This window comes from Bauldia sp. (genome assembly GCF_020442045.1).
In the GTDB taxonomy this organism is placed as follows: Bacteria; Pseudomonadota; Alphaproteobacteria; order Rhizobiales; family Kaistiaceae; genus Bauldia.
Window position 1 is genome coordinate 22,905 of the sequence record NZ_JAGRLA010000112.1, and the last position, 16,459, is coordinate 39,363.

Sequence of the window (16,459 nt, forward strand, 5' to 3'; positions counted from 1 at the left end):
GCCCAGCCGGCGCGAGCGGCAAGCGGGAACCGCTGCCGTTCCGATCATCCGCCGGCGCCGAGGCCAGCGGTCACGATCCGGAAGCATTCGCAACTATTTGGCGCGATGCGGCTTTCTGATACGATTTGCCCGTTCAACAGACCGGAGATTCCAGAGATGGGTGAATCGGTCAAAGAGGTTCTCGCGCGCCAGCGGATGACGCCAGAGCTTCAGGCGAACATCGGGGATCAGACCGCACTTGCCCGCCTGGGGCTGGCCCTGATGCGCTGGATAGAATACCGGAACCTGAAATATTCCACGGTCGGCAATCCGCCGGTCTATGACACCCGGACCTTTCCCTGGGCGTCGGAGGTCGAGGCGGCCACTCCCGCGATCCGTGCCGAGCTCGACCGGCTGCTGGTCCGCCGCGACGAGTTGCCGGGGTTCCACGAAATCGCGCGCGACGTCGAGGCGATATCGGTCGATACCAATTGGCGGACCTTCATGCTGTGCGGCTATGGCCATGTCTCCGAGGAAGCGACGCGCCTGTGCCCCGAGACCTGGCACGCGCTCCGGCATATCCCCGGCCTCAAGGCGGCGATGTTTTCGATCTTCGAGCCGGGGAAGCACCTGCCGCCGCATCGCGGGCCCTATAATGGCGTCCTCCGCTTCCATCTCGGGCTGAAGGTGCCCAAGACCGGCGACGTGGCGATCCGGATCGCCGACCAGGTGTGCCGATGGGAGGAGGGCAAGGCGCTTATCTTCGACGATGCCTACCGGCACGAGGCATGGAATTACTCCGACGAGGTTCGCGTCGTGCTCTTCGTCGACTTCGCCAAGCCCGAGCGGTTTCCCGGCAGCCTGTTGAATGGTGCGATGCTGTGGATCGCGCGCTGGACGCCCTTCATCCGCGAGGGCTACGCGGCGCAGAAGCGGTGGGAGCGTATCTTCTTCGGACGCCACGACGCCGACAAGGCGGCGCATTGAGCGATGCGCCGACCGATTCCACGATCGTGCGGCGACGGCTTCCGCGACCATGCGGCGCTTGTCGGGCGTCGCGCGTGACCCCATTGGTCGAGGGCGGCTGAATGGCTGGATAGGGATCATGCATGCCTTCGCCGCGTTTCTCGAACGGCTGGTCCTGACGCCGCAGCGCAACGTCAAACTGCGGCTGATGGTGGACTATCTCGGAACGGTTCCCGATCCCGACCGCGGCTACGCGCTCGCCGCGCTTACCGGTGACCTGTCGATCCCCGCGGTCAAGCCGGCGATGCTGCGCGCCCTCGTCACCGACCGGGTCGACGAGGTGCTCTTCGCCTATTCCTACGACTATGTCGGCGATCTTGCCGAGACGATCTCGCTGGTCTGGCCCGAACGGCCGGGCGCCAACCGGCCGCCGAGCCTCGGGGAAGCGGTGGAGCGCCTGATGCGCGCCTCGCGCAGCGACGGCCCGAGGCTCGTCGAGGGGATGCTCGACTCGCTCGACGCAAGCGGCCGCTGGGCGCTGATCAAGCTTGTCACCGGCGGGTTGCGGATCGGCGTCTCGGCACGGCTCGCCAAGCAGGCGCTGGCGGATTTCGGCGACAAGCCGATCAACGAGATCGAGGAGGTCTGGCCGGGGCTGACGCCGCCGTTCGAGCCGTTATTCGGCTGGCTCGAGGGGCGGACCGAGCGCCCGCGCTCGACGATCCCCGCGCCGTTCCGCCCGGTGATGCTCAGCCATCCGCTCGGCGACGAAGACCTCGGCGCGATCACCCCGGACCAGTATGCGGCCGAATGGAAGTGGGACGGCATCCGCGTCCAGGCGGTCCGCGAAGGCGACGTCGCCCGTCTCTATACGCGGACCGGCGACGATATCTCGACCACCTTTCCCGACGTCGTCGATGCGCTGGATTTCGAAGGGGCGCTCGACGGCGAATTGCTGATCGGCCGACGCGGCGAAGAGGGTTTCGCAACCGGCTCCTTCTCCGAATTGCAGCAACGCCTCAACCGCAAGACCGTCTCGGCCCGGTTGATGGCGAGCCACCCTGCCTTTCTGCGCGTCTATGATTGCCTGGTCGCTGGCGGGGAGGATGTCCGGGGCATGTCCTTCCGGGATCGGCGGGATCGGCTGGAGAGGCTCGTCGGCCACGCCTCGCCGGAGCATCTCGATATCTCGCCGCTGCTCGCCTTCAGCGACGGCGAGGCGCTGAAGGCGCTGCGCGCGTCGCCGCCGGAGCCGGTGATCGAGGGCGTCATGCTGAAGCGCTGGGACTCGGTCTACGAGCCCGGCCGGCCGAAGGGGCCATGGTTCAAGTGGAAGCGCGACCCCCATGTCGCCGACGCGGTGCTGATGTACGCCCAGCGCGGCCACGGCAGGCGATCCTCCTTCTATTCGGACTACACATTCGGAGTCTGGCGGGCGGGTGAGGGTGGCGACGAACTGGTTCCGGTCGGAAAGGCCTATTTCGGGTTCACCGACGAGGAGCTGGCTGAAATCGACCGTTTCGTGCGGAACAATACGGTCAACCGCTTCGGGCCGGTGCGCGAGGTCGTGCATACCGCGGGGCAGGGGCTGGTTCTGGAGGTTGCCTTCGAGGGGCTGCAGCGCTCGACCCGACACAAATCGGGGATTGCGATGCGTTTTCCCCGAGTATCGCGGCTTCGCTGGGACAAGCCGCCCGCCGAGGCGGACCGGCTCGAGACCCTGCAAGCGCTCATCCGGGACTAGCTCCCGCCGCGCATACGCGGTTCCAAATCGGGAACCGGTCTCCTATATAGCGGGCAAGATGTCTTGGAGACCGGATCCATGAGCGGTGCCGTTACGCGCTTCATCGGCGGATCACCCGGCCGGGTGATTTTCCAGCTCATCGTAATGTCGATCGTCGTCGGCATCATCCTGAACCTGCTTGGCGTTTCTCCCTACGACATCGTCAGCGGGCTTCAGCGGCTGGCCATGCGGATCTACAACATGGGCTTCGGCACGATCGAGTGGATATTCCGCTACTTCCTGCTCGGGGCTGTGGTCGTCGTTCCGATCTGGCTGATCATGCGCCTGCTCAAGGTGGGCCGTCGCGAGGGCTGACCCGAAGCCGGGGCCACCGCCGGCGACGGGATTTGGGCAAGCGCGAATCCGCCGGACGTGATATCAGCCGGGCCTTCATTCGGGTCCCTTGTCGATGTCCGCGCCTGCCATTCTTCCGTTCGAGGTCACGCATCGTGGCGTGCTCGCCATCGCCCTGCCGATGACGCTCGCCTATCTGTCGACGCCGCTGGTCGGTCTGGTCGACACGGGCGTGATCGGGCAGCTCGGCGACGCGGCGCTGATCGGCGGCATCGCCCTCGGCGCGGTGATCTTCGACATCGTCTTCACGACGATGAACTTCCTGCGCAGCGGGACCACCGGCCTGACCGCCCAGGCGCACGGCGCCCAGAATCGGACCGAGGTCGACGCGGCTTTCCTCCGGGCGCTGATCGTTGCGATCGCCATCGGCCTTGCCGTCCTCGCCCTCAAGGACATCATCCTCGATGTCGCCCTGTCGCTGATGGGCGGCAGCGACGAGGTTCAGGCGGCAACCCGCACCTATTACGGCGTGCGCGTGCTCGCGACGCCCTTCGCGCTCGCCAACTACGTGATCCTCGGATGGCTGATCGGCCTGAACCGCGCCGGGCTGGCGCTCCTCCTCCAGACGGTCCTCAACGGCGCCAATATCGCCTTGAGCATGGTCCTGGTGCTGGGGCTCGACTACGGCGTCGCCGGCGTCGGCTGGGCAAGCTTCGCCGCCGAGGTGCTGACCGCGGTGGTCGGTTTCCTCATCGCCTTCCGGCTGATCAACCGCGCCGCGCTGCCGCATCGCGGCGTCATCCTCGAACGGGCGGCGATCCTCAGGATGATCGCGGTCAATCGCGACATCATGATCCGCTCCTTCGCGCTGCTCTTCGCCTTCGCCTTCTTCACGTCGCGCAGCGCTTCCCATGGCGACGTGATCCTGGCCGCCAACCAGATCCTGATGACGCTGTTCTTCGTCGGGTCCTTCTTCCTCGATGGCCTTGCCACCGCGGCCGAGCAGCTCGCCGGCCGGTCGATCGGCGCGCGCTATCGCCCGGCCTTCGACCGGTCCTTGAAGCTGACCGTCGGCTGGGGGCTGGTCGTCGGCCTCGTCATGACGCTGGTCTTCTGGATCGGCGGGCCGCTCATCATCGACACGATGACCACCAACGACGCGGTACAGGAAACCGCGCGGCTCTACCTGCCCTTCGCCGCGCTGACGCCGCTGGTCGGGACGCTTGCCTTCCAGATGGACGGGGTGTTCATCGGCGCGACCTGGTCATCCGACATGCGCAACATGATGCTCCTGTCGCTGGCATTCTATATCCTCGCCTGGTGGCTGTTGACGCCCGCCCTCGGTGTCTCCGGCCTGTGGATCGCCCTGCTTCTCTTCCTCGGCATTCGGGGGCTGTCACTGCTCTGGCGGTCGCGGGCGAAGGTCGCGTTGGCGTTTCCCGACTGACGGCCGGCTAGGCCGCCGGTCCGCCCGCCGCCCATGCTTCGACGTCGCGGCCGACGAGGTCGGATATCGACGCCGCGCCGTCGCGCGCCAGGAGCTTCGGCAGGTCGGCGAGAATGCGCGCCGGCAGACCGGGACCCTCGTAGACCATGCCGGTGTAGAACTGGACGAGGTTGGCGCCGGCCTTGAGCTTGTCGAGGACCGTGCCGGCCGAGTCGACGCCGCCGACGCCGACAAGGACCATGTCCCGGCCGACGATCCGCCGCACCCTGGCAAGCATGACGGTCGAGCGGCGGAAGAGGGGCTGCCCGGACAATCCGCCGGCCTCGGCGGCGAGCGGATCGTCGGCGATCGCATCGCGGGCGACGGTCGTGTTGGAGACCACCATGCCTTCGACGCCGGACCTGAGCGCAATCTCGGCGGTGGCCTGAAGCGCCGCCTCGTCGAGGTCCGGGGCTATCTTCAGCAGGATCGGTACCCGGCTCCGCGCAAGGTCGCGCGCCTCGAAGATGCGTGACAGCAGCTCGGAAAGAGCGATCTCATGATGCAGGTCGCGCAGCCCCGGCGTATTCGGCGACGAGATATTGACGGTGAAATAGTCGGCGACATCGGCGAAGCGGGCGATGCCGACCGCGTAGTCGGCCGTGCGATCCGGGCTCGTCTTGTTGGCGCCGACATTGACGCCGACGACGCCGACCCGCTTCCGGTCGGCGAGCCGGCGATGCACCGCGGCATGGCCTTCGCCGTTGAAGCCGAGGCGGTTGATCATGGCGTGGTGCCTCGGCAGGCGGAAGACGCGGGGTTTCGGATTGCCGGGCTGCGGCTTCGGCGTCACCGTGCCGACCTCGGTGAAGCCGAAGCCGAGGGCAAGCAGCGCGTCCGGGACCTCGCCATTCTTGTCGAAGCCGGCGGCCATGCCGATCGGGTTCGGGAAGTCGAGGCCCAGCAGTTGCTGGCCTAGTCCCGGTATCCGCCGCTCCGGTCGCGGATGGAGCCCGGCCGCCAGCGCCTTCAGCGCGAGCCTGTGGGCGCGCTCCGGGTCGAGCGAGAAGAGGATCGAGCGAAGAAGGTCGTAGCTCCCGCTCATGCGGCGAGGTCTGGGAACTGGTGGCGGCCGCCGGGTCCGAGGGGCAGCGGCTTCACCCAGATCACCGCGTCGAGGGCAAGGGGGGCGAAGAGATGCGGAAACAGATCGTTGTCGCGCGACGCCTCGTAGCGGAGCGCGTCGCCGAGCCGGTCGGCATCGACAGCCACGAGCAACAGGCCCTCGACACCGGCGAAATGCAGCGCCGCCGTCTCCGCCACCTGGGCAGCGGTCGAGAAATGGATATAGCCGTCCTGCCTGTCGATTCCGGCGCCGTGGAAGACGCCCGTGGCCTCGGCCTCGCGCCACAATGGCGCCGGACAGATCTTGTAGATGGCGGTCATCGGTCCTCGCCCGTGGAATCGCGTTGGCGGACCGTAGGCAGCCGCCGACGCGGGGGCAAGGCCACACGTGGTCCATTTCGTGGTAGAAACGGGCCGACCAGACGGAGGTGGAACCGGGAGTGATGCGTTTCAGCCTGCTCGTCCCCGGCCTGCTCGGCCTGACGATGGCGACCGGTTCGGCACAAGAAGCCGGCACCGGGCGCTATGCGGTCGAACCAAGCGTCGATGGCTTCATCCGGCTCGATACCGAGACCGGTGCCATGTCCCATTGCACCCGGCGGGACGGCGTCTGGCGATGCGAGTCCCTTGCCGGTGACGAGGCGGCCGTCGAGGCCCTGACCGACGAGGTTCGTGCGCTCAACCAGCGCGTCGACGAACTGAGCGAACGCCTCACCGTTCTGGAGGGATCCGGGCCGGCGGCCTCGGCGCCACCGGCCGCCCGGCAAGTCGAGGAGCCGGGCTTCGCCGAATTGCTGGTCGAGCGGCTGATCCAACTGGTCCGCGACATCAGGGGCGAGCGGCAGCCGAGCAGCTGACCGGCGGTCAGCGCCGCTTCTTGAAACGCTCGGTCGCCGCGACGAGCCCGGCGACAATTCCCGGTTCGGTCATCGCGTGGCCGCTGTCCGGGACGAGGTTGAGATCGGCCTGCGGCCACGCGCGGTGCAGATCCCAGGCGATGAAGGCCGGCGTACAGACATCGTAGCGACCATGGATGATGGCGCCGGGGATATCGCGCAGGATCCCGGCATTGGCGATCAACTGGCCGTCGCTTTCGAAGAAGCCGCCGTTGATGAAATAGTGGCATTCGATCCGTGCGAAGGCGAGTGCATAGGTCGGGTTGCCGAAGGCGGCGACCCTGGCGGGATTGGGCAGGAGCGACAGCGCCGCGCCTTCCCACATGCTCCAGGCGCGGGCGCAGGCGAGTTGTTCCGTCTCGTCGTCGCCGGTCAGTCGCGCATGATAGGCGGAAATCATGTCGCCGCGCTCCGCGGCCGGGATGGGCTCGACGAAGCTCTCCCACGCCTCGGGCAGGATGTTGGAGGCGCCGTCCTGATAGAACCAGAGGAGCTCCTTGCGTCGCAGGGTGAAGACGCCGCGCACGATGATCTCCGTCACCCGGTCGGGATGGGTCTCGGAATAGGCGAGGGCGAGGCAGGCGCCCCACGAGCCACCGAAAACCTGCCAGCGCTCGATGCCGAAGTGGTCGCGAATGCGCTCGATGTCGGCAACGAGGTCCCAGGTGGTGTTTTCCCGCAGTTCGGCATGCGGCGTGGAACGTCCCGAGCCGCGCTGGTCGAACATGATGATGCGGTGGACGGCCGGGTCGTGGAAGCGCGGCATTGTCGGATTCGTGCCGGCCCCCGGGCCGCCGTGGAGAAGGATAACCGGCTTGCCGTCGGGATTCCCGTATTCGGCGACATGCAGTTCGTGCAGGGACGACACCTTCAGGCGTTCGACGCGGTTGGGCTGGATCGGCGGAAACAACGATAGTGGCGCGGTCATCAGGTCGGAAACTCCGGACAGGCGGGGGAGGAGAAGGACGATCTAGACGGCATGGTCTTCCAGAACCGGATCGGCGGTCGGCCGCCGGATGGCATCGACCACCGCCAGGCGCGTCGCCGAGGGCGCCGGGTTGAGCAGGCTGACGACGACGGTGACGACGAAGCCGAGCGGCGCGCCGATGATCGCGGAAGCGGCTGGCGAGATGCCGGCCTCGGTGAGGCCGATGATCGAGATCGGCTCGATCGTGCCGGCCTGGAGCAGCGCCACATAGGCGGCGGTGACGCCGAAGCCGGCGATCATCCCGGCCGCGACGCCGCGGAAGGTCGTACGCCGCCACCAGATGCCGAGGATGATCGCCGGGAAGAATCCCGCGGCCGCCAGCGACGGCGCGGCGAAGGCAAGCGCGAAGATGTCGCCCGGATCCGTCGACGCGAGCCAGCCGCCGAGGACGAGGAAGATAATGACGAAGAGCCGCGAGACGATGAGGCGACGCCCGGCGGGCGCACGGGGGTTGATCAGGGTGCCGTAAAGGTCGTGCCCGGCGGAGGTGCCGAGGGTGATGACGGCGGCGCCCGCGGTTGCGAGCGCCGCGGCGAGAACCGCCGCCGCGATCAGCGCGGTCAGCACGTGAGGGAGGCCGGTGATATCGGCGAAGCCGGTGGCGACCGCATCGGCGGCGACCGAAACATCCCCCGGCCGGAGTCCGTTGACGACCGAGGATGCACCACAGGCCCCGCTGATCTCCGCGACTGAAAGCGTCGCCACTCCGCAGACGCCGGCAAGCCCGTTCGCGGCATAGTCGAACAGCCATTGCGGAAGATCCGCGACCTCGGCGCCGACCACCTCGGTGACGATGGAAAGCTTCGCGAAGGCGGCGATCGCCGGCGCGGTGGCGGCGACGACGGCGACGACCAGGAGGCCCCAGGCCGCCGAGAGGCGCGCGCCGGCAATATCGCTTGTCGTTCCGCTTCGCGCCAGCACATGGGGAAGCGCGACGACGCCCGCGGCGATGCAGAGCGCGAGGGCGAAGAGATTGAACCCGTCAAGCGACGAGACCGGAAAGACCCCGGCCGGCGCCACCTGGATCGCCGAGCCGCCGGCGAGCGCATTCTCCGCCATGGCGTTGCCATAGGTGAGCTGGGCGATCGGTAACCGGTATTGTTGCAGCGAGAAGATCAGGGGCGGCGTCAGGATGCCGAACAGGATGACGATCGCCTGGGCGCCGGCCACCGCCGTCACCCCACGCATGCCGCCGAGCAGCGTCGACAGCAGCAGGACGACACAGACGACGATGATGGTGGTCTTCGTGCTCATCCCCAATGACAGCCCGCCGATCCACGCCGCCGTGGCGATCGCCGCGGCGAGCAGCGGCAGCGAGCAGGCGAGGAGCACGACGATACCGAGGACGCGCACGAGCGGCGTTCCGAAACGGACGGAGAGCATGTCCGGCAGCGTCACCGCGCCCGATTTGCGGTAGTAGGGCGCGACGACGACGGCGAGGATCACGAAGCCCCCCGTCCAGCCGACGGTCAGCGCCAGTCCCGCGCTCTCGTCGGCGAAGAAGGCGCCCGCCATGCCGACGAAGCCCGCGGCGGACAGGAAGGCGGCGGCGGTCGCCAGGCCGTTGAATCCGGCCGAGACATTGCGGCCGGCGACGTAGAAATCGGCAAGCGACAGGGTTCGCGCGAGGATACCGAGGACCGAATAGGCGAGCACGGTGATCGCGACCACCAGGATCGTGACGATCCGCTCGGGCAGCCCGAACTCGCCGAGCATGGCCACCACCACGACGAAGAGCGCAAAGGCGGTGGTGAGAAGGCCGAAGACCTTGCCGACGCCCCGGCTGCCGTGCGGAGTGGAGACCATGGCGTCAGTCCTCGAAAAGGCCGTGCCGCCGGTCGATGACATCCTGACGACGAACCGACCAGAATACGACAGCGACGAGCAGGAAGGGCAGGATCGTCGCGGCGAGCACGAATCCGGTCGGATATCCCTCGGCGTCCCCCGAGCCGACGAACCCCAGGAAGAGCAGGATGACGACAGTTGCTACCGCGACTGTCGAGGCGGCGAGGATGGCGGTTTCACGCCACCGCTGGGTGTAATCCGCATCCGCCATTGGCAGTCAGGCTCCCGCAGGGTTCGATTCGCGACCGGCAGCATCGCATGGGCGCGCCCGCCACGCACTCGACAAGCCTGCGCTCGATGATTGCGGAAACGTCCGATTGGCGCTAGGCACAAAGGTTGTCGCAGCGCCGATCGGCTCGCGGGAATCGGTGCGCACCAAGTGAGGGGCGATTCATGCTTAAGGAATTCAAGGAATTTGCGCTCAAAGGCAACCTCGTCGATCTGGCGGTCGCCTTCATCATCGGAGCCGCATTCAGCGGTCTGGTTCAGTCGGTTGTCAACGACATCATCATGCCGATCGTCGGCCTGGTCACGGGCGGCGTCGATTTCAGTGAGATGTATATCCAGATGTCCGGCGATCCGCAGCCGACGCTGGCGCTGGCGCGCGAAGCCGGCGCGACCCTCGCCTACGGCAACTTCATCACGCTGGTGATCAACTTCCTGATCGTCGCCTGGGTGCTGTTCCTGGTCGTCAAGGCCATGAATCGGCTGAAGAAGAAGGAAGAGGAAGCCCCGCCGCCGGCGCCGCCGCGCGAGGAAGTCCTGCTTGAGGAAATCCGCGACCTTCTCGCCAAGAAGCCCTGAATCATGCAATTCCGCTGGTCGCGGTGCCGGTCCATCGGGCGGCGCCGCGGCCAGCATCCGTCGCCGCCCGGCGGCGGCAAGAAGTCTCATCGCCATGTCCGATTCCCCGCTGATCACTTCCTTGCGCGCGGAAGCGCGCGACGCGCCGGAAAGCGGGATCGTCGAGGTCTTCAACTACGGCAGGAACCGGCCCGGGCTGATACCGCTGTGGGTCGGCGAGGGCGACCTGCCGACTCCCGACTTCGTCGTTGCCGCCGCCAACCAGTCGCTCGCCCGGGGCGAAACCTTCTACACCTACCAGCGGGGCATTCCCGAGCTTCGGCAAGCGCTCGCCGACTATCACGGGCGTCTCCTCGGCGGGCAATTCCCCGCCGAGCGGTTCTTCGTGACCGGCGGCGGAATGCAGGCGATCCAGATCGCCGCCCGCATGGTGGCCGGGACCGGCGACGAGGTGGTGATTCCGGTCCCCTGCTGGCCGAATATCACCGCCGCCGTGGCGATTTCGGGGGCGAGGCCGGTGCCGGTGCCGATGGGTTTCGGCAATGCCGGCTGGACGCTCGATCTCGACCGGCTCTTCGACGCGGTTTCCGACCGGACGAGGGCGATCTTCCTCAACTCGCCCTCCAATCCGACGGGCTGGACGGCGACCCGCGCGGAGCTGGAGGCCATCCGGCAATTCGCGGCGAAGCGCGGCCTGTGGATCATCGCCGACGAGGTCTATGGGCGGTTCTTCTATGAAGGCCCGCGCGCGGCCTCCTTCTACGACATCGCGGACCGCGACGAGCGCATCCTCTACGTCAACACCTTCTCCAAGAATTACGCGATGACCGGCTGGCGCATCGGCTGGCTGTCGGCGCCGATCGAGCTCGGCCAGACCATCGAGAACCTGATCCAGTATTCGACCTCGGGCGTTGCCGCCTTCATGCAGCGCGCGGCGACGGTGGCGCTGAACGAAGGGGACGCTTTCCTGGAGATGCAGGTCGCGCGCGCCCGGGAAGGCCGGCGGATCTGCTGCTCGACGCTGGCGGCGACCGGCCGTGTCCGACTCGCCGAGCCCGATGGAGCCTTCTACCTGTTCTTTGCCGTCGACGGCGAGACGGACTCGCGGTCGCTGGCCTTGCGGCTGGTCGACGAAGCCAATGTCGGGGTCGCGCCCGGAATCGCCTTCGGCGACGATACCGGTTTCATGCGCATCTGCTTCGCGCGGAGCGCCAGCCAGCTCGAAGAAGCGGCCGGCCGTCTGGCCGAGTGGCTGAAGCCAGCCTGAGCGGCTGTCGCCGCGGTCAGTCGAGGACGTCGACGACGATCGCGCTGATTTCGGTTCCCGTCCCGTCACCGGGGATGCCCGGCTCGATGACGATCGAATCGCCCTTCGGGTCGGTGCGGAGCGTCGGCACCCGCCATGTCAGCGAGATCGGCTCGAGCTCCTGTGTCAGGCTGGCAGTCTTCCAGTAGCTGACGGCCAGTCCGCTCTGCAGCGCGAAACGCAGGTTGGCGGCGCCGTTTTCCCTGGCCGAGCGCGCTACGACGATGACGTTGACCGTGTGGCCGCCGAGCCGGGCCGCGAGGCCCGGACCGACCAGTGCCCGCGCGCCGGCCGAGGCGGAGGAGGTTGCAACCCGCGCGGTTTCGCCGTCGAAGCGTACGGGATTGCTCGGATCGGTATCGAAGACCGTCGGGTCGCTGCCGTCGAACAGCACGAAGCGGTGGATGGTGCCATTCGTCAGCGGCGGCAGGCCATTCGCCGAGGGCGGCGCGGCGGCAGGCGTCCCGGGTGCGTTGGCGAGAGCCGGTCGGTCGGTGCCTGCCGGCATCAGGATATAGGCCGTGACCGCGATCAGCGCGACGGCAAGAACGCCCACCACGCCGATCAGGATTCCGAGCTGGCGCCGCGAGAATTGTCCGTCCGACGGGCTCCGCCTGTGCGTGACCGCCTTGCGCCGCGGCCGTCCGCGGGGCGGACGCTTCGCCTGCGGGCGCGGCCGGGACTGTCGCCGGGGCCCGGTCGGCGATGGCCGGCTCTCCGGCGCGGGTGCACGGGACCGCGGCGCCGGGCGCGTCGCCGGCCGCGGTGGCGGCTCGACCAGAACCGCTTCCTCCTCGTAGGAATAGGAGTAGCTGGCGATATCCCGGGCCTCGGTCACCGGCACGGGGAGCAGGGAGCGGACGTCCTCCTCTGGCTCGTCCTCCTCGACCACGCTTCCCGGCGGCGGCTGTTCGGCCGGCGGCTCGGGAAAGTCGTTCGGGTCCGAATTGAGGGCGGCTTCCACCGCCATGCTTCGGATGTCGAGCGTACTCAGCAGATCGACGAGCGAGCCGCGCTCCTTCGAATTTTGCGGCGGTGGCGGCCGGACCGGTTCCTCGGGATATCCATATCCGTCCGTGCCGTCATATGCGTCGGCTTCCGCCGGGCCGGGCCCGAAGGCCGGCGCATAGTCCGCCTCCCGGTCATAGCCGTCGATGATTGGCGGCGGCTCGTCCCGGGGCGGCTCAACGTCGAGCTCCGGTTCCGGCATGCGTTCGAACACCTCGAGGACATTGCTCTCGATCTGGTCGACGGCCAGGTCGAACTGACCGATGCGGGCATCGATCTCGTCCTCGGCAAGCGGCGGATCATATGACCACAGCCGGCGGATCATCGCGGTCCGCGCCTGGGAATAGGTCGCCTCGCGATCGCGGGCGGACCGGAGGCCGCGATCGATGATCGACTGGGTCAGAACCGAATAGAAATCGTTCATGCGCGGGAGATCTGTCCTTCGGATACGGGCAAACGCCGACCTGCCTACGCCTCGTCGAGCAGTTCCGGACCGTTGAGGATCAACGGATCCGGCTGACGCACGACGTTCGCATCCCTGCCGGGATAGTCAAGAGTCGCAAGAACATGGCGAATGATGTTCAACCGCGCGCGGCGCTTGTCATTGGCCCTGACCACCGACCAGGGCGTGGCCGGCCGGTGGGTCGCCGCGAACATTTCGTCCCGGGCGCGGGTGTAATCATCCCACTTATGCATCGCCGTATAGTCGATCGGCGATAGTTTCCAGACCTTCAACGGATTGTGGCGGCGCTCGAAAAACCGTTTGAACTGCGTAGCCTGGCCGATGTTCAGCCAGAACTTGAGCAGGATGATCCCCTGGTCGACCAGAAGCTTCTCGAAGCTCGGCACGGCTTCGAGAAAGGACCGGTGCTCTTTGGTGGTGCAAAAGCCCATGACCGGCTCGACGCCCGCCCGATTGTACCAGGAGCGGTCAAAGAGGACCATCTCGCCATGGGTCGGCAGGTGCGCGACATAGCGCTGGAAATACCATTGGCCGCGCTCCACCTCGTTCGGCTTGGGCAGCGCGACGACGCGCGCCGAGCGCGGGTTGAGATACTGGCGAAGCGCGAAGATGGAGCCGCCCTTGCCGGCCGCGTCGCGGCCCTCGAAGAGAAGCACCATGCGAAGGTTCCCGTCGCCGATATGGCGCTGCAGCTTGACCAGCTCGACCTGGAGCTGCTCGAGCTCCTCCTCGTAGAGCTTGTCCTTGATCGGCTTGTCATAGGGATAACCGTCGGACCCGAGCGCTTCGCGCTCGACCCATTCCGGAAGGACGGGGTCGTCGAGGTCGAACGATCCGAACTCGGTGTCGATCCGGGCCGCGTCGATGGCCGGTACGATCGATGGGGGCAGCGGGGCCGCTTTCCGGGCCTTCTTGCTCCCCCTTGCCTTTTCGTTCTTCTTCTTTTCGCCCATTGGTGCGACTGGTCCCTGATGACGCGTGTTGGCGTCCGCGAAAGCGAGCTTATATCCTGCATCGCCAGCCGGTCACCATGAGGGTGATTCTGGCAAACCCAAGGCGATCCTCCCGGAAGCAAGCGGTCTCCATGGTGACGAACGACACCGACGACAAGGACAGCCGCATCGGACCGCCGGAATTGCCCGTCTTTCGGCGGATCCACCAGTCTCGTTGGCTTATCGTCGCATTCGCGGCGCTGCTCGTTGTCCTGGCCGCGGCCGGAACGATCAATGCAACGGCGGCGCTGGTTCTCTTCGCCGCCCTGTTCGTTCTTGTCGCGCTGGTCCGTCACGACGAGGCCGTCGCGCGGCCGGTGGCTTCGTCGCGGCCCATCGAGCCGGTCTGGCCGGATACCGGGATCAAGCTGTTTGCCGAAGCGTTGCCGGACCCGTGCATGGTCCTCGACCGGCGTGGCGTCGTCCGTTTCGCCAATCGCCGCGCAACCGAGGCTTTTTCGATCCGGGCGGGCGATCCGCTGACATTCCGGCTGAGGGTTCCGGACCTGCTGGCGGCGTTTGACCGGGTCGCCAAGGGCGGTCCCGCGGAGGGGGTGGACTTCGTCGAGCGGGTGCCGACCGAGCGCTGGTTCGCGGCGTGGTTTGCGCCGCTCGAGGCGGGGCACGGGCAGGGGAGCTTCGTCGCGCTGATCCTCGACGATCTGACCGAGCGCAGGCGGAGTGAACGCATCCGTGTCGACTTCGTCGCCAATGCCAGCCATGAGCTCCGGACTCCGCTGGCATCGCTCAGCGGTTTCATCGACACCCTGCAGGGGCCCGCGCGCAACGATCCGGCCGCCCGGGAACGCTTCCTGGCCGTCATGCAGGAACAGGCGACGCGGATGAGCCGTCTCGTCGACGATCTCCTGTCCCTGTCGCGGATCGAGATGAAACAGCATGTGCGCCCGTCGGACGAGGTCGATCTCTGTTCGATCATCCGGCACGTGCGCGATGCGATGGAGCCGTTGTCGAAGGAGCTCGGCGTCGAGATCGTGACCGAGGTCCCGGACGAGCCGGTGCCGGTTTCCGGCGATCGCGACGAGCTGATTCAGGTCTTTGAGAACTTGACCGAAAACGCCTGTAAATACGGCCAGTCGGGTGGGCGCGTCGAGGTCGAGGTGAAGCCGGCAACCCCGCCGGACGGACCGGTCGTCTCCGTTCGCGACTATGGTCCCGGCATCCCCGAGGAGCACATTCCGCGGCTCACCGAGCGCTTCTACCGGATCGACCTCGATGCAAGCCGCAAGCACCGCGGAACCGGGCTTGGGCTGGCCATCGTCAAGCACATCCTGGCGCGTCACCAAGCCCGGATGAGGATCGATAGCCGTCCCGGTGACGGTGCCGTCTTCAGCGTCGTCTTTCCACAGGCCGAGACTTTGCCGAAGGTTGACGCGGGGAAAATAGTCATTGAATATCAATGATTTGGCTTGTCGTAAAACTGTTAAATAACTGTCATAGAAACATTATCCGTCGTCTCTAGGGTCCGGTTTCGCATCACGGGCGCCCAATCGAGCTCCCGAACCGAAACGTCCCATAATCAGGGAGACATCAGGTGAAAACCAAGCTTGTTACCGGTCTCGCGGCGGTTGCGTTCGCGACAACGGCATTCTCGGGCGCGGCTGTCGCGCGCGATCAGATCCAGATCAAAGGCTCCTCCACGGTGCTGCCTTACGCGCAGATCGTCGCCGAGGCATTCGGCGAGAACTTCGATTTTCCGACTCCGGTGGTCGAGGGCGGCGGCTCGGGTGCCGGCCGCAAGGCCCTGTGCGAAGGCGTCGGCGAGAACACCATCGACATCGCCGACTCCTCCAGCCGGATCAAGCAGTCCGACATCGATAACTGCATGGCCAACGGCATCGACAAGATCATGGAAGTCCGCATCGGCTATGACGGCATCGTCTTCGCCTCGGACATCAACGGCCCGTCCTTCGCCTTCACCCCGGCCGACTGGTACAACGCCATCGCCGCCAAGGTGGTCAAGGACGGCAAGCTTGTCGATAACCCGAACAAGAGCTGGCATGACGTCAATCCCGACCTGCCCGACCAGGCGATCCTGGCGTTCATTCCGGGAACCAAGCACGGCACCCGCGAAGTGTTCGACGTCAAGGTCATCGAAGCCGGCTGTGCGGACTCGGGCGCCGAGGAGGCCCTCAAGGCGGCCGGCATGGAAGAAGGCGGCTGCCTGAAGCTGCGTACCGATGGTGTTTCGGTCGATATCGATGGCGACTACACCGAGACGCTGTCGCGCCTCGACGCCAACAAGGACGCCATCGGCGTCTTCGGCCTGTCATTCTACGAGAACAACACCGACAAGTTGCAGGTCGCGACCATGTCGGGAATCACCCCCTCGACCGAGAGCATCGCCTCCGGCGAATATCCGGTGTCGCGGCCGCTGTTCTTCTACGTCAAGATGGCGCATCTCGGCGTGATCCCCGGCCTGCGTGAATACATCAACTTCTTCGTTTCCGACGACATGGCCGGTCCCGACGGCCCGCTGGCCGCCTATGGCCTGGTTTCGGATCCGAAGCTTGCCGACACCCAGAAAATGGTGGAGGACGAGGTCCCGATGGGACCGCTTATGTAG

The 16,459-nt window shown here is 66.7% G+C and carries 16 protein-coding genes; 9 read left to right on the top strand and 7 right to left on the bottom strand.

Features of this window, described 5'->3' with window-relative positions; all coding sequences use genetic code 11:
• The first annotated feature begins 156 nt into the window (after positions 1-156).
• The 4 genes from KDJ86_RS12940 (at position 157) to KDJ86_RS12955 (ending at position 4,469) form a co-directional block, all read left to right on the top strand.
• On the top strand, positions 157-966 hold the full coding sequence (locus KDJ86_RS12940) for an aspartyl/asparaginyl beta-hydroxylase domain-containing protein (RefSeq protein WP_367116802.1): 810 nt from the start codon (positions 157-159) through the stop codon (positions 964-966).
• Positions 967-1,084: 118 nt separating this feature from the next.
• Positions 1,085-2,689: a cisplatin damage response ATP-dependent DNA ligase gene (locus KDJ86_RS12945; protein WP_291746386.1), complete on the top strand. Its 1,605-nt coding sequence runs from the start codon at positions 1,085-1,087 to the stop codon at positions 2,687-2,689.
• Positions 2,690-2,767: 78 nt separating this feature from the next.
• The gene (locus tag KDJ86_RS12950; protein WP_291746388.1) at positions 2,768-3,043 is read left to right on the top strand and encodes a DUF6460 domain-containing protein; all 276 of its coding nucleotides are present in this window, start codon (positions 2,768-2,770) and stop codon (positions 3,041-3,043) included.
• A gap of 94 nt (positions 3,044-3,137) precedes the next feature.
• Positions 3,138-4,469: an MATE family efflux transporter gene (locus KDJ86_RS12955; protein WP_291746391.1), complete on the top strand. Its 1,332-nt coding sequence runs from the start codon at positions 3,138-3,140 to the stop codon at positions 4,467-4,469.
• A 7-nt stretch (positions 4,470-4,476) separates the two neighbouring features.
• On the opposite strand, the gene KDJ86_RS12960 is transcribed toward KDJ86_RS12955, so the two are convergent.
• Positions 4,477-5,553, bottom strand: coding sequence for a quinone-dependent dihydroorotate dehydrogenase (locus KDJ86_RS12960; protein WP_291746394.1), 1,077 nt, complete (start codon positions 5,551-5,553; stop codon positions 4,477-4,479).
• Positions 5,550-5,894, bottom strand: a complete 345-nt coding sequence (locus KDJ86_RS12965) for a DUF952 domain-containing protein (RefSeq protein WP_291746397.1) — start codon at positions 5,892-5,894, stop codon at positions 5,550-5,552. Before KDJ86_RS12965 ends, KDJ86_RS12960 begins: the two co-directional genes overlap by 4 nt.
• A gap of 122 nt (positions 5,895-6,016) precedes the next feature.
• Here KDJ86_RS12965 and KDJ86_RS12970 point away from each other — a divergent pair, with 122 nt between their 5' ends.
• Positions 6,017-6,430 carry a hypothetical protein gene (locus KDJ86_RS12970; protein WP_291746402.1) on the top strand — a complete coding sequence of 138 codons (414 nt, stop codon included), beginning with the start codon at positions 6,017-6,019 and terminating at the stop codon, positions 6,428-6,430.
• Positions 6,431-6,437: 7 nt separating this feature from the next.
• Here KDJ86_RS12970 and pip read toward each other — a convergent pair whose 3' ends face one another.
• The 3 genes from pip to KDJ86_RS12985 are packed head-to-tail and all read right to left on the bottom strand — an operon-like array spanning position 6,438 to position 9,513.
• Positions 6,438-7,397, bottom strand: a complete 960-nt coding sequence (gene pip / locus KDJ86_RS12975; RefSeq protein WP_291746405.1) for a prolyl aminopeptidase — start codon at positions 7,395-7,397, stop codon at positions 6,438-6,440.
• Positions 7,398-7,439: 42 nt separating this feature from the next.
• A complete protein-coding gene (locus tag KDJ86_RS12980; RefSeq protein ID WP_291746407.1) occupies positions 7,440-9,263 on the bottom strand; it encodes a VC_2705 family sodium/solute symporter in 1,824 nt (607 codons plus the stop codon).
• Between the two features lie 4 nt (positions 9,264-9,267).
• Entirely contained in the window at positions 9,268-9,513 is a 246-nt protein-coding gene (locus tag KDJ86_RS12985) for a hypothetical protein (RefSeq protein WP_291746411.1), read from the bottom strand.
• Between the two features lie 182 nt (positions 9,514-9,695).
• On the opposite strand from KDJ86_RS12985, the gene mscL reads away from it, so the two are divergent.
• Complete coding sequence (mscL, locus tag KDJ86_RS12990) at positions 9,696-10,106, top strand: large conductance mechanosensitive channel protein MscL (RefSeq protein WP_291746414.1); 411 nt, start codon at positions 9,696-9,698, stop codon at positions 10,104-10,106.
• 94 nt (positions 10,107-10,200) lie between these two features.
• Positions 10,201-11,373 (top strand): pyridoxal phosphate-dependent aminotransferase, encoded by a 1,173-nt coding sequence (locus KDJ86_RS12995; RefSeq protein ID WP_291746417.1) that lies wholly within the window; start codon positions 10,201-10,203, stop codon positions 11,371-11,373.
• A 16-nt stretch (positions 11,374-11,389) separates the two neighbouring features.
• Here KDJ86_RS12995 and KDJ86_RS13000 read toward each other — a convergent pair whose 3' ends face one another.
• Both KDJ86_RS13000 and ppk2 read right to left on the bottom strand, forming a co-directional pair.
• Complete coding sequence (locus KDJ86_RS13000) at positions 11,390-12,844, bottom strand: hypothetical protein (protein ID WP_291746419.1); 1,455 nt, start codon at positions 12,842-12,844, stop codon at positions 11,390-11,392.
• A gap of 44 nt (positions 12,845-12,888) precedes the next feature.
• Positions 12,889-13,836 carry a polyphosphate kinase 2 gene (gene ppk2 / locus KDJ86_RS13005; RefSeq protein ID WP_291746424.1) on the bottom strand — a complete coding sequence of 316 codons (948 nt, stop codon included), beginning with the start codon at positions 13,834-13,836 and terminating at the stop codon, positions 12,889-12,891.
• On the opposite strand from ppk2, the gene KDJ86_RS13010 reads away from it, so the two are divergent.
• Entirely contained in the window at positions 13,764-15,296 is a 1,533-nt protein-coding gene (locus KDJ86_RS13010) for an ATP-binding protein (RefSeq protein WP_291746427.1), read from the top strand. The genes ppk2 and KDJ86_RS13010 overlap by 73 nt on opposite strands.
• A gap of 131 nt (positions 15,297-15,427) precedes the next feature.
• A complete protein-coding gene (locus KDJ86_RS13015) occupies positions 15,428-16,459 on the top strand; it encodes a substrate-binding domain-containing protein (RefSeq protein ID WP_291746430.1) in 1,032 nt (343 codons plus the stop codon).

What these genes read in the sequence shown, in the direction of transcription:
- KDJ86_RS12955 (WP_291746391.1), top strand. Translation starts at nt 3,138, where the DNA reads ATGTCCGCGCCTGCCATTCTTCCGTTCGAGGTCACGCATCGTGGCGTG.
- KDJ86_RS12970 (WP_291746402.1), top strand. Translation starts at nt 6,017, where the DNA reads ATGCGTTTCAGCCTGCTCGTCCCCGGCCTGCTCGGCCTGACGATGGCG.
- mscL (WP_291746414.1), top strand. Translation starts at nt 9,696, where the DNA reads ATGCTTAAGGAATTCAAGGAATTTGCGCTCAAAGGCAACCTCGTCGAT.
- KDJ86_RS12980 (WP_291746407.1), bottom strand. Translation starts at nt 9,263, where the DNA reads ATGGTCTCCACTCCGCACGGCAGCCGGGGCGTCGGCAAGGTCTTCGGC.
- KDJ86_RS12945 (WP_291746386.1), top strand. Translation starts at nt 1,085, where the DNA reads ATGCATGCCTTCGCCGCGTTTCTCGAACGGCTGGTCCTGACGCCGCAG.
- KDJ86_RS13000 (WP_291746419.1), bottom strand. Translation starts at nt 12,844, where the DNA reads ATGAACGATTTCTATTCGGTTCTGACCCAGTCGATCATCGATCGCGGC.
- KDJ86_RS12985 (WP_291746411.1), bottom strand. Translation starts at nt 9,513, where the DNA reads ATGGCGGATGCGGATTACACCCAGCGGTGGCGTGAAACCGCCATCCTC.
- KDJ86_RS12950 (WP_291746388.1), top strand. Translation starts at nt 2,768, where the DNA reads ATGAGCGGTGCCGTTACGCGCTTCATCGGCGGATCACCCGGCCGGGTG.
- pip (WP_291746405.1), bottom strand. Translation starts at nt 7,397, where the DNA reads ATGACCGCGCCACTATCGTTGTTTCCGCCGATCCAGCCCAACCGCGTC.
- KDJ86_RS12995 (WP_291746417.1), top strand. Translation starts at nt 10,201, where the DNA reads ATGTCCGATTCCCCGCTGATCACTTCCTTGCGCGCGGAAGCGCGCGAC.
- KDJ86_RS13010 (WP_291746427.1), top strand. Translation starts at nt 13,764, where the DNA reads ATGGGGGCAGCGGGGCCGCTTTCCGGGCCTTCTTGCTCCCCCTTGCCT.
- KDJ86_RS12940 (WP_367116802.1), top strand. Translation starts at nt 157, where the DNA reads ATGGGTGAATCGGTCAAAGAGGTTCTCGCGCGCCAGCGGATGACGCCA.
- ppk2 (WP_291746424.1), bottom strand. Translation starts at nt 13,836, where the DNA reads ATGGGCGAAAAGAAGAAGAACGAAAAGGCAAGGGGGAGCAAGAAGGCC.
- KDJ86_RS12960 (WP_291746394.1), bottom strand. Translation starts at nt 5,553, where the DNA reads ATGAGCGGGAGCTACGACCTTCTTCGCTCGATCCTCTTCTCGCTCGAC.
- KDJ86_RS12965 (WP_291746397.1), bottom strand. Translation starts at nt 5,894, where the DNA reads ATGACCGCCATCTACAAGATCTGTCCGGCGCCATTGTGGCGCGAGGCC.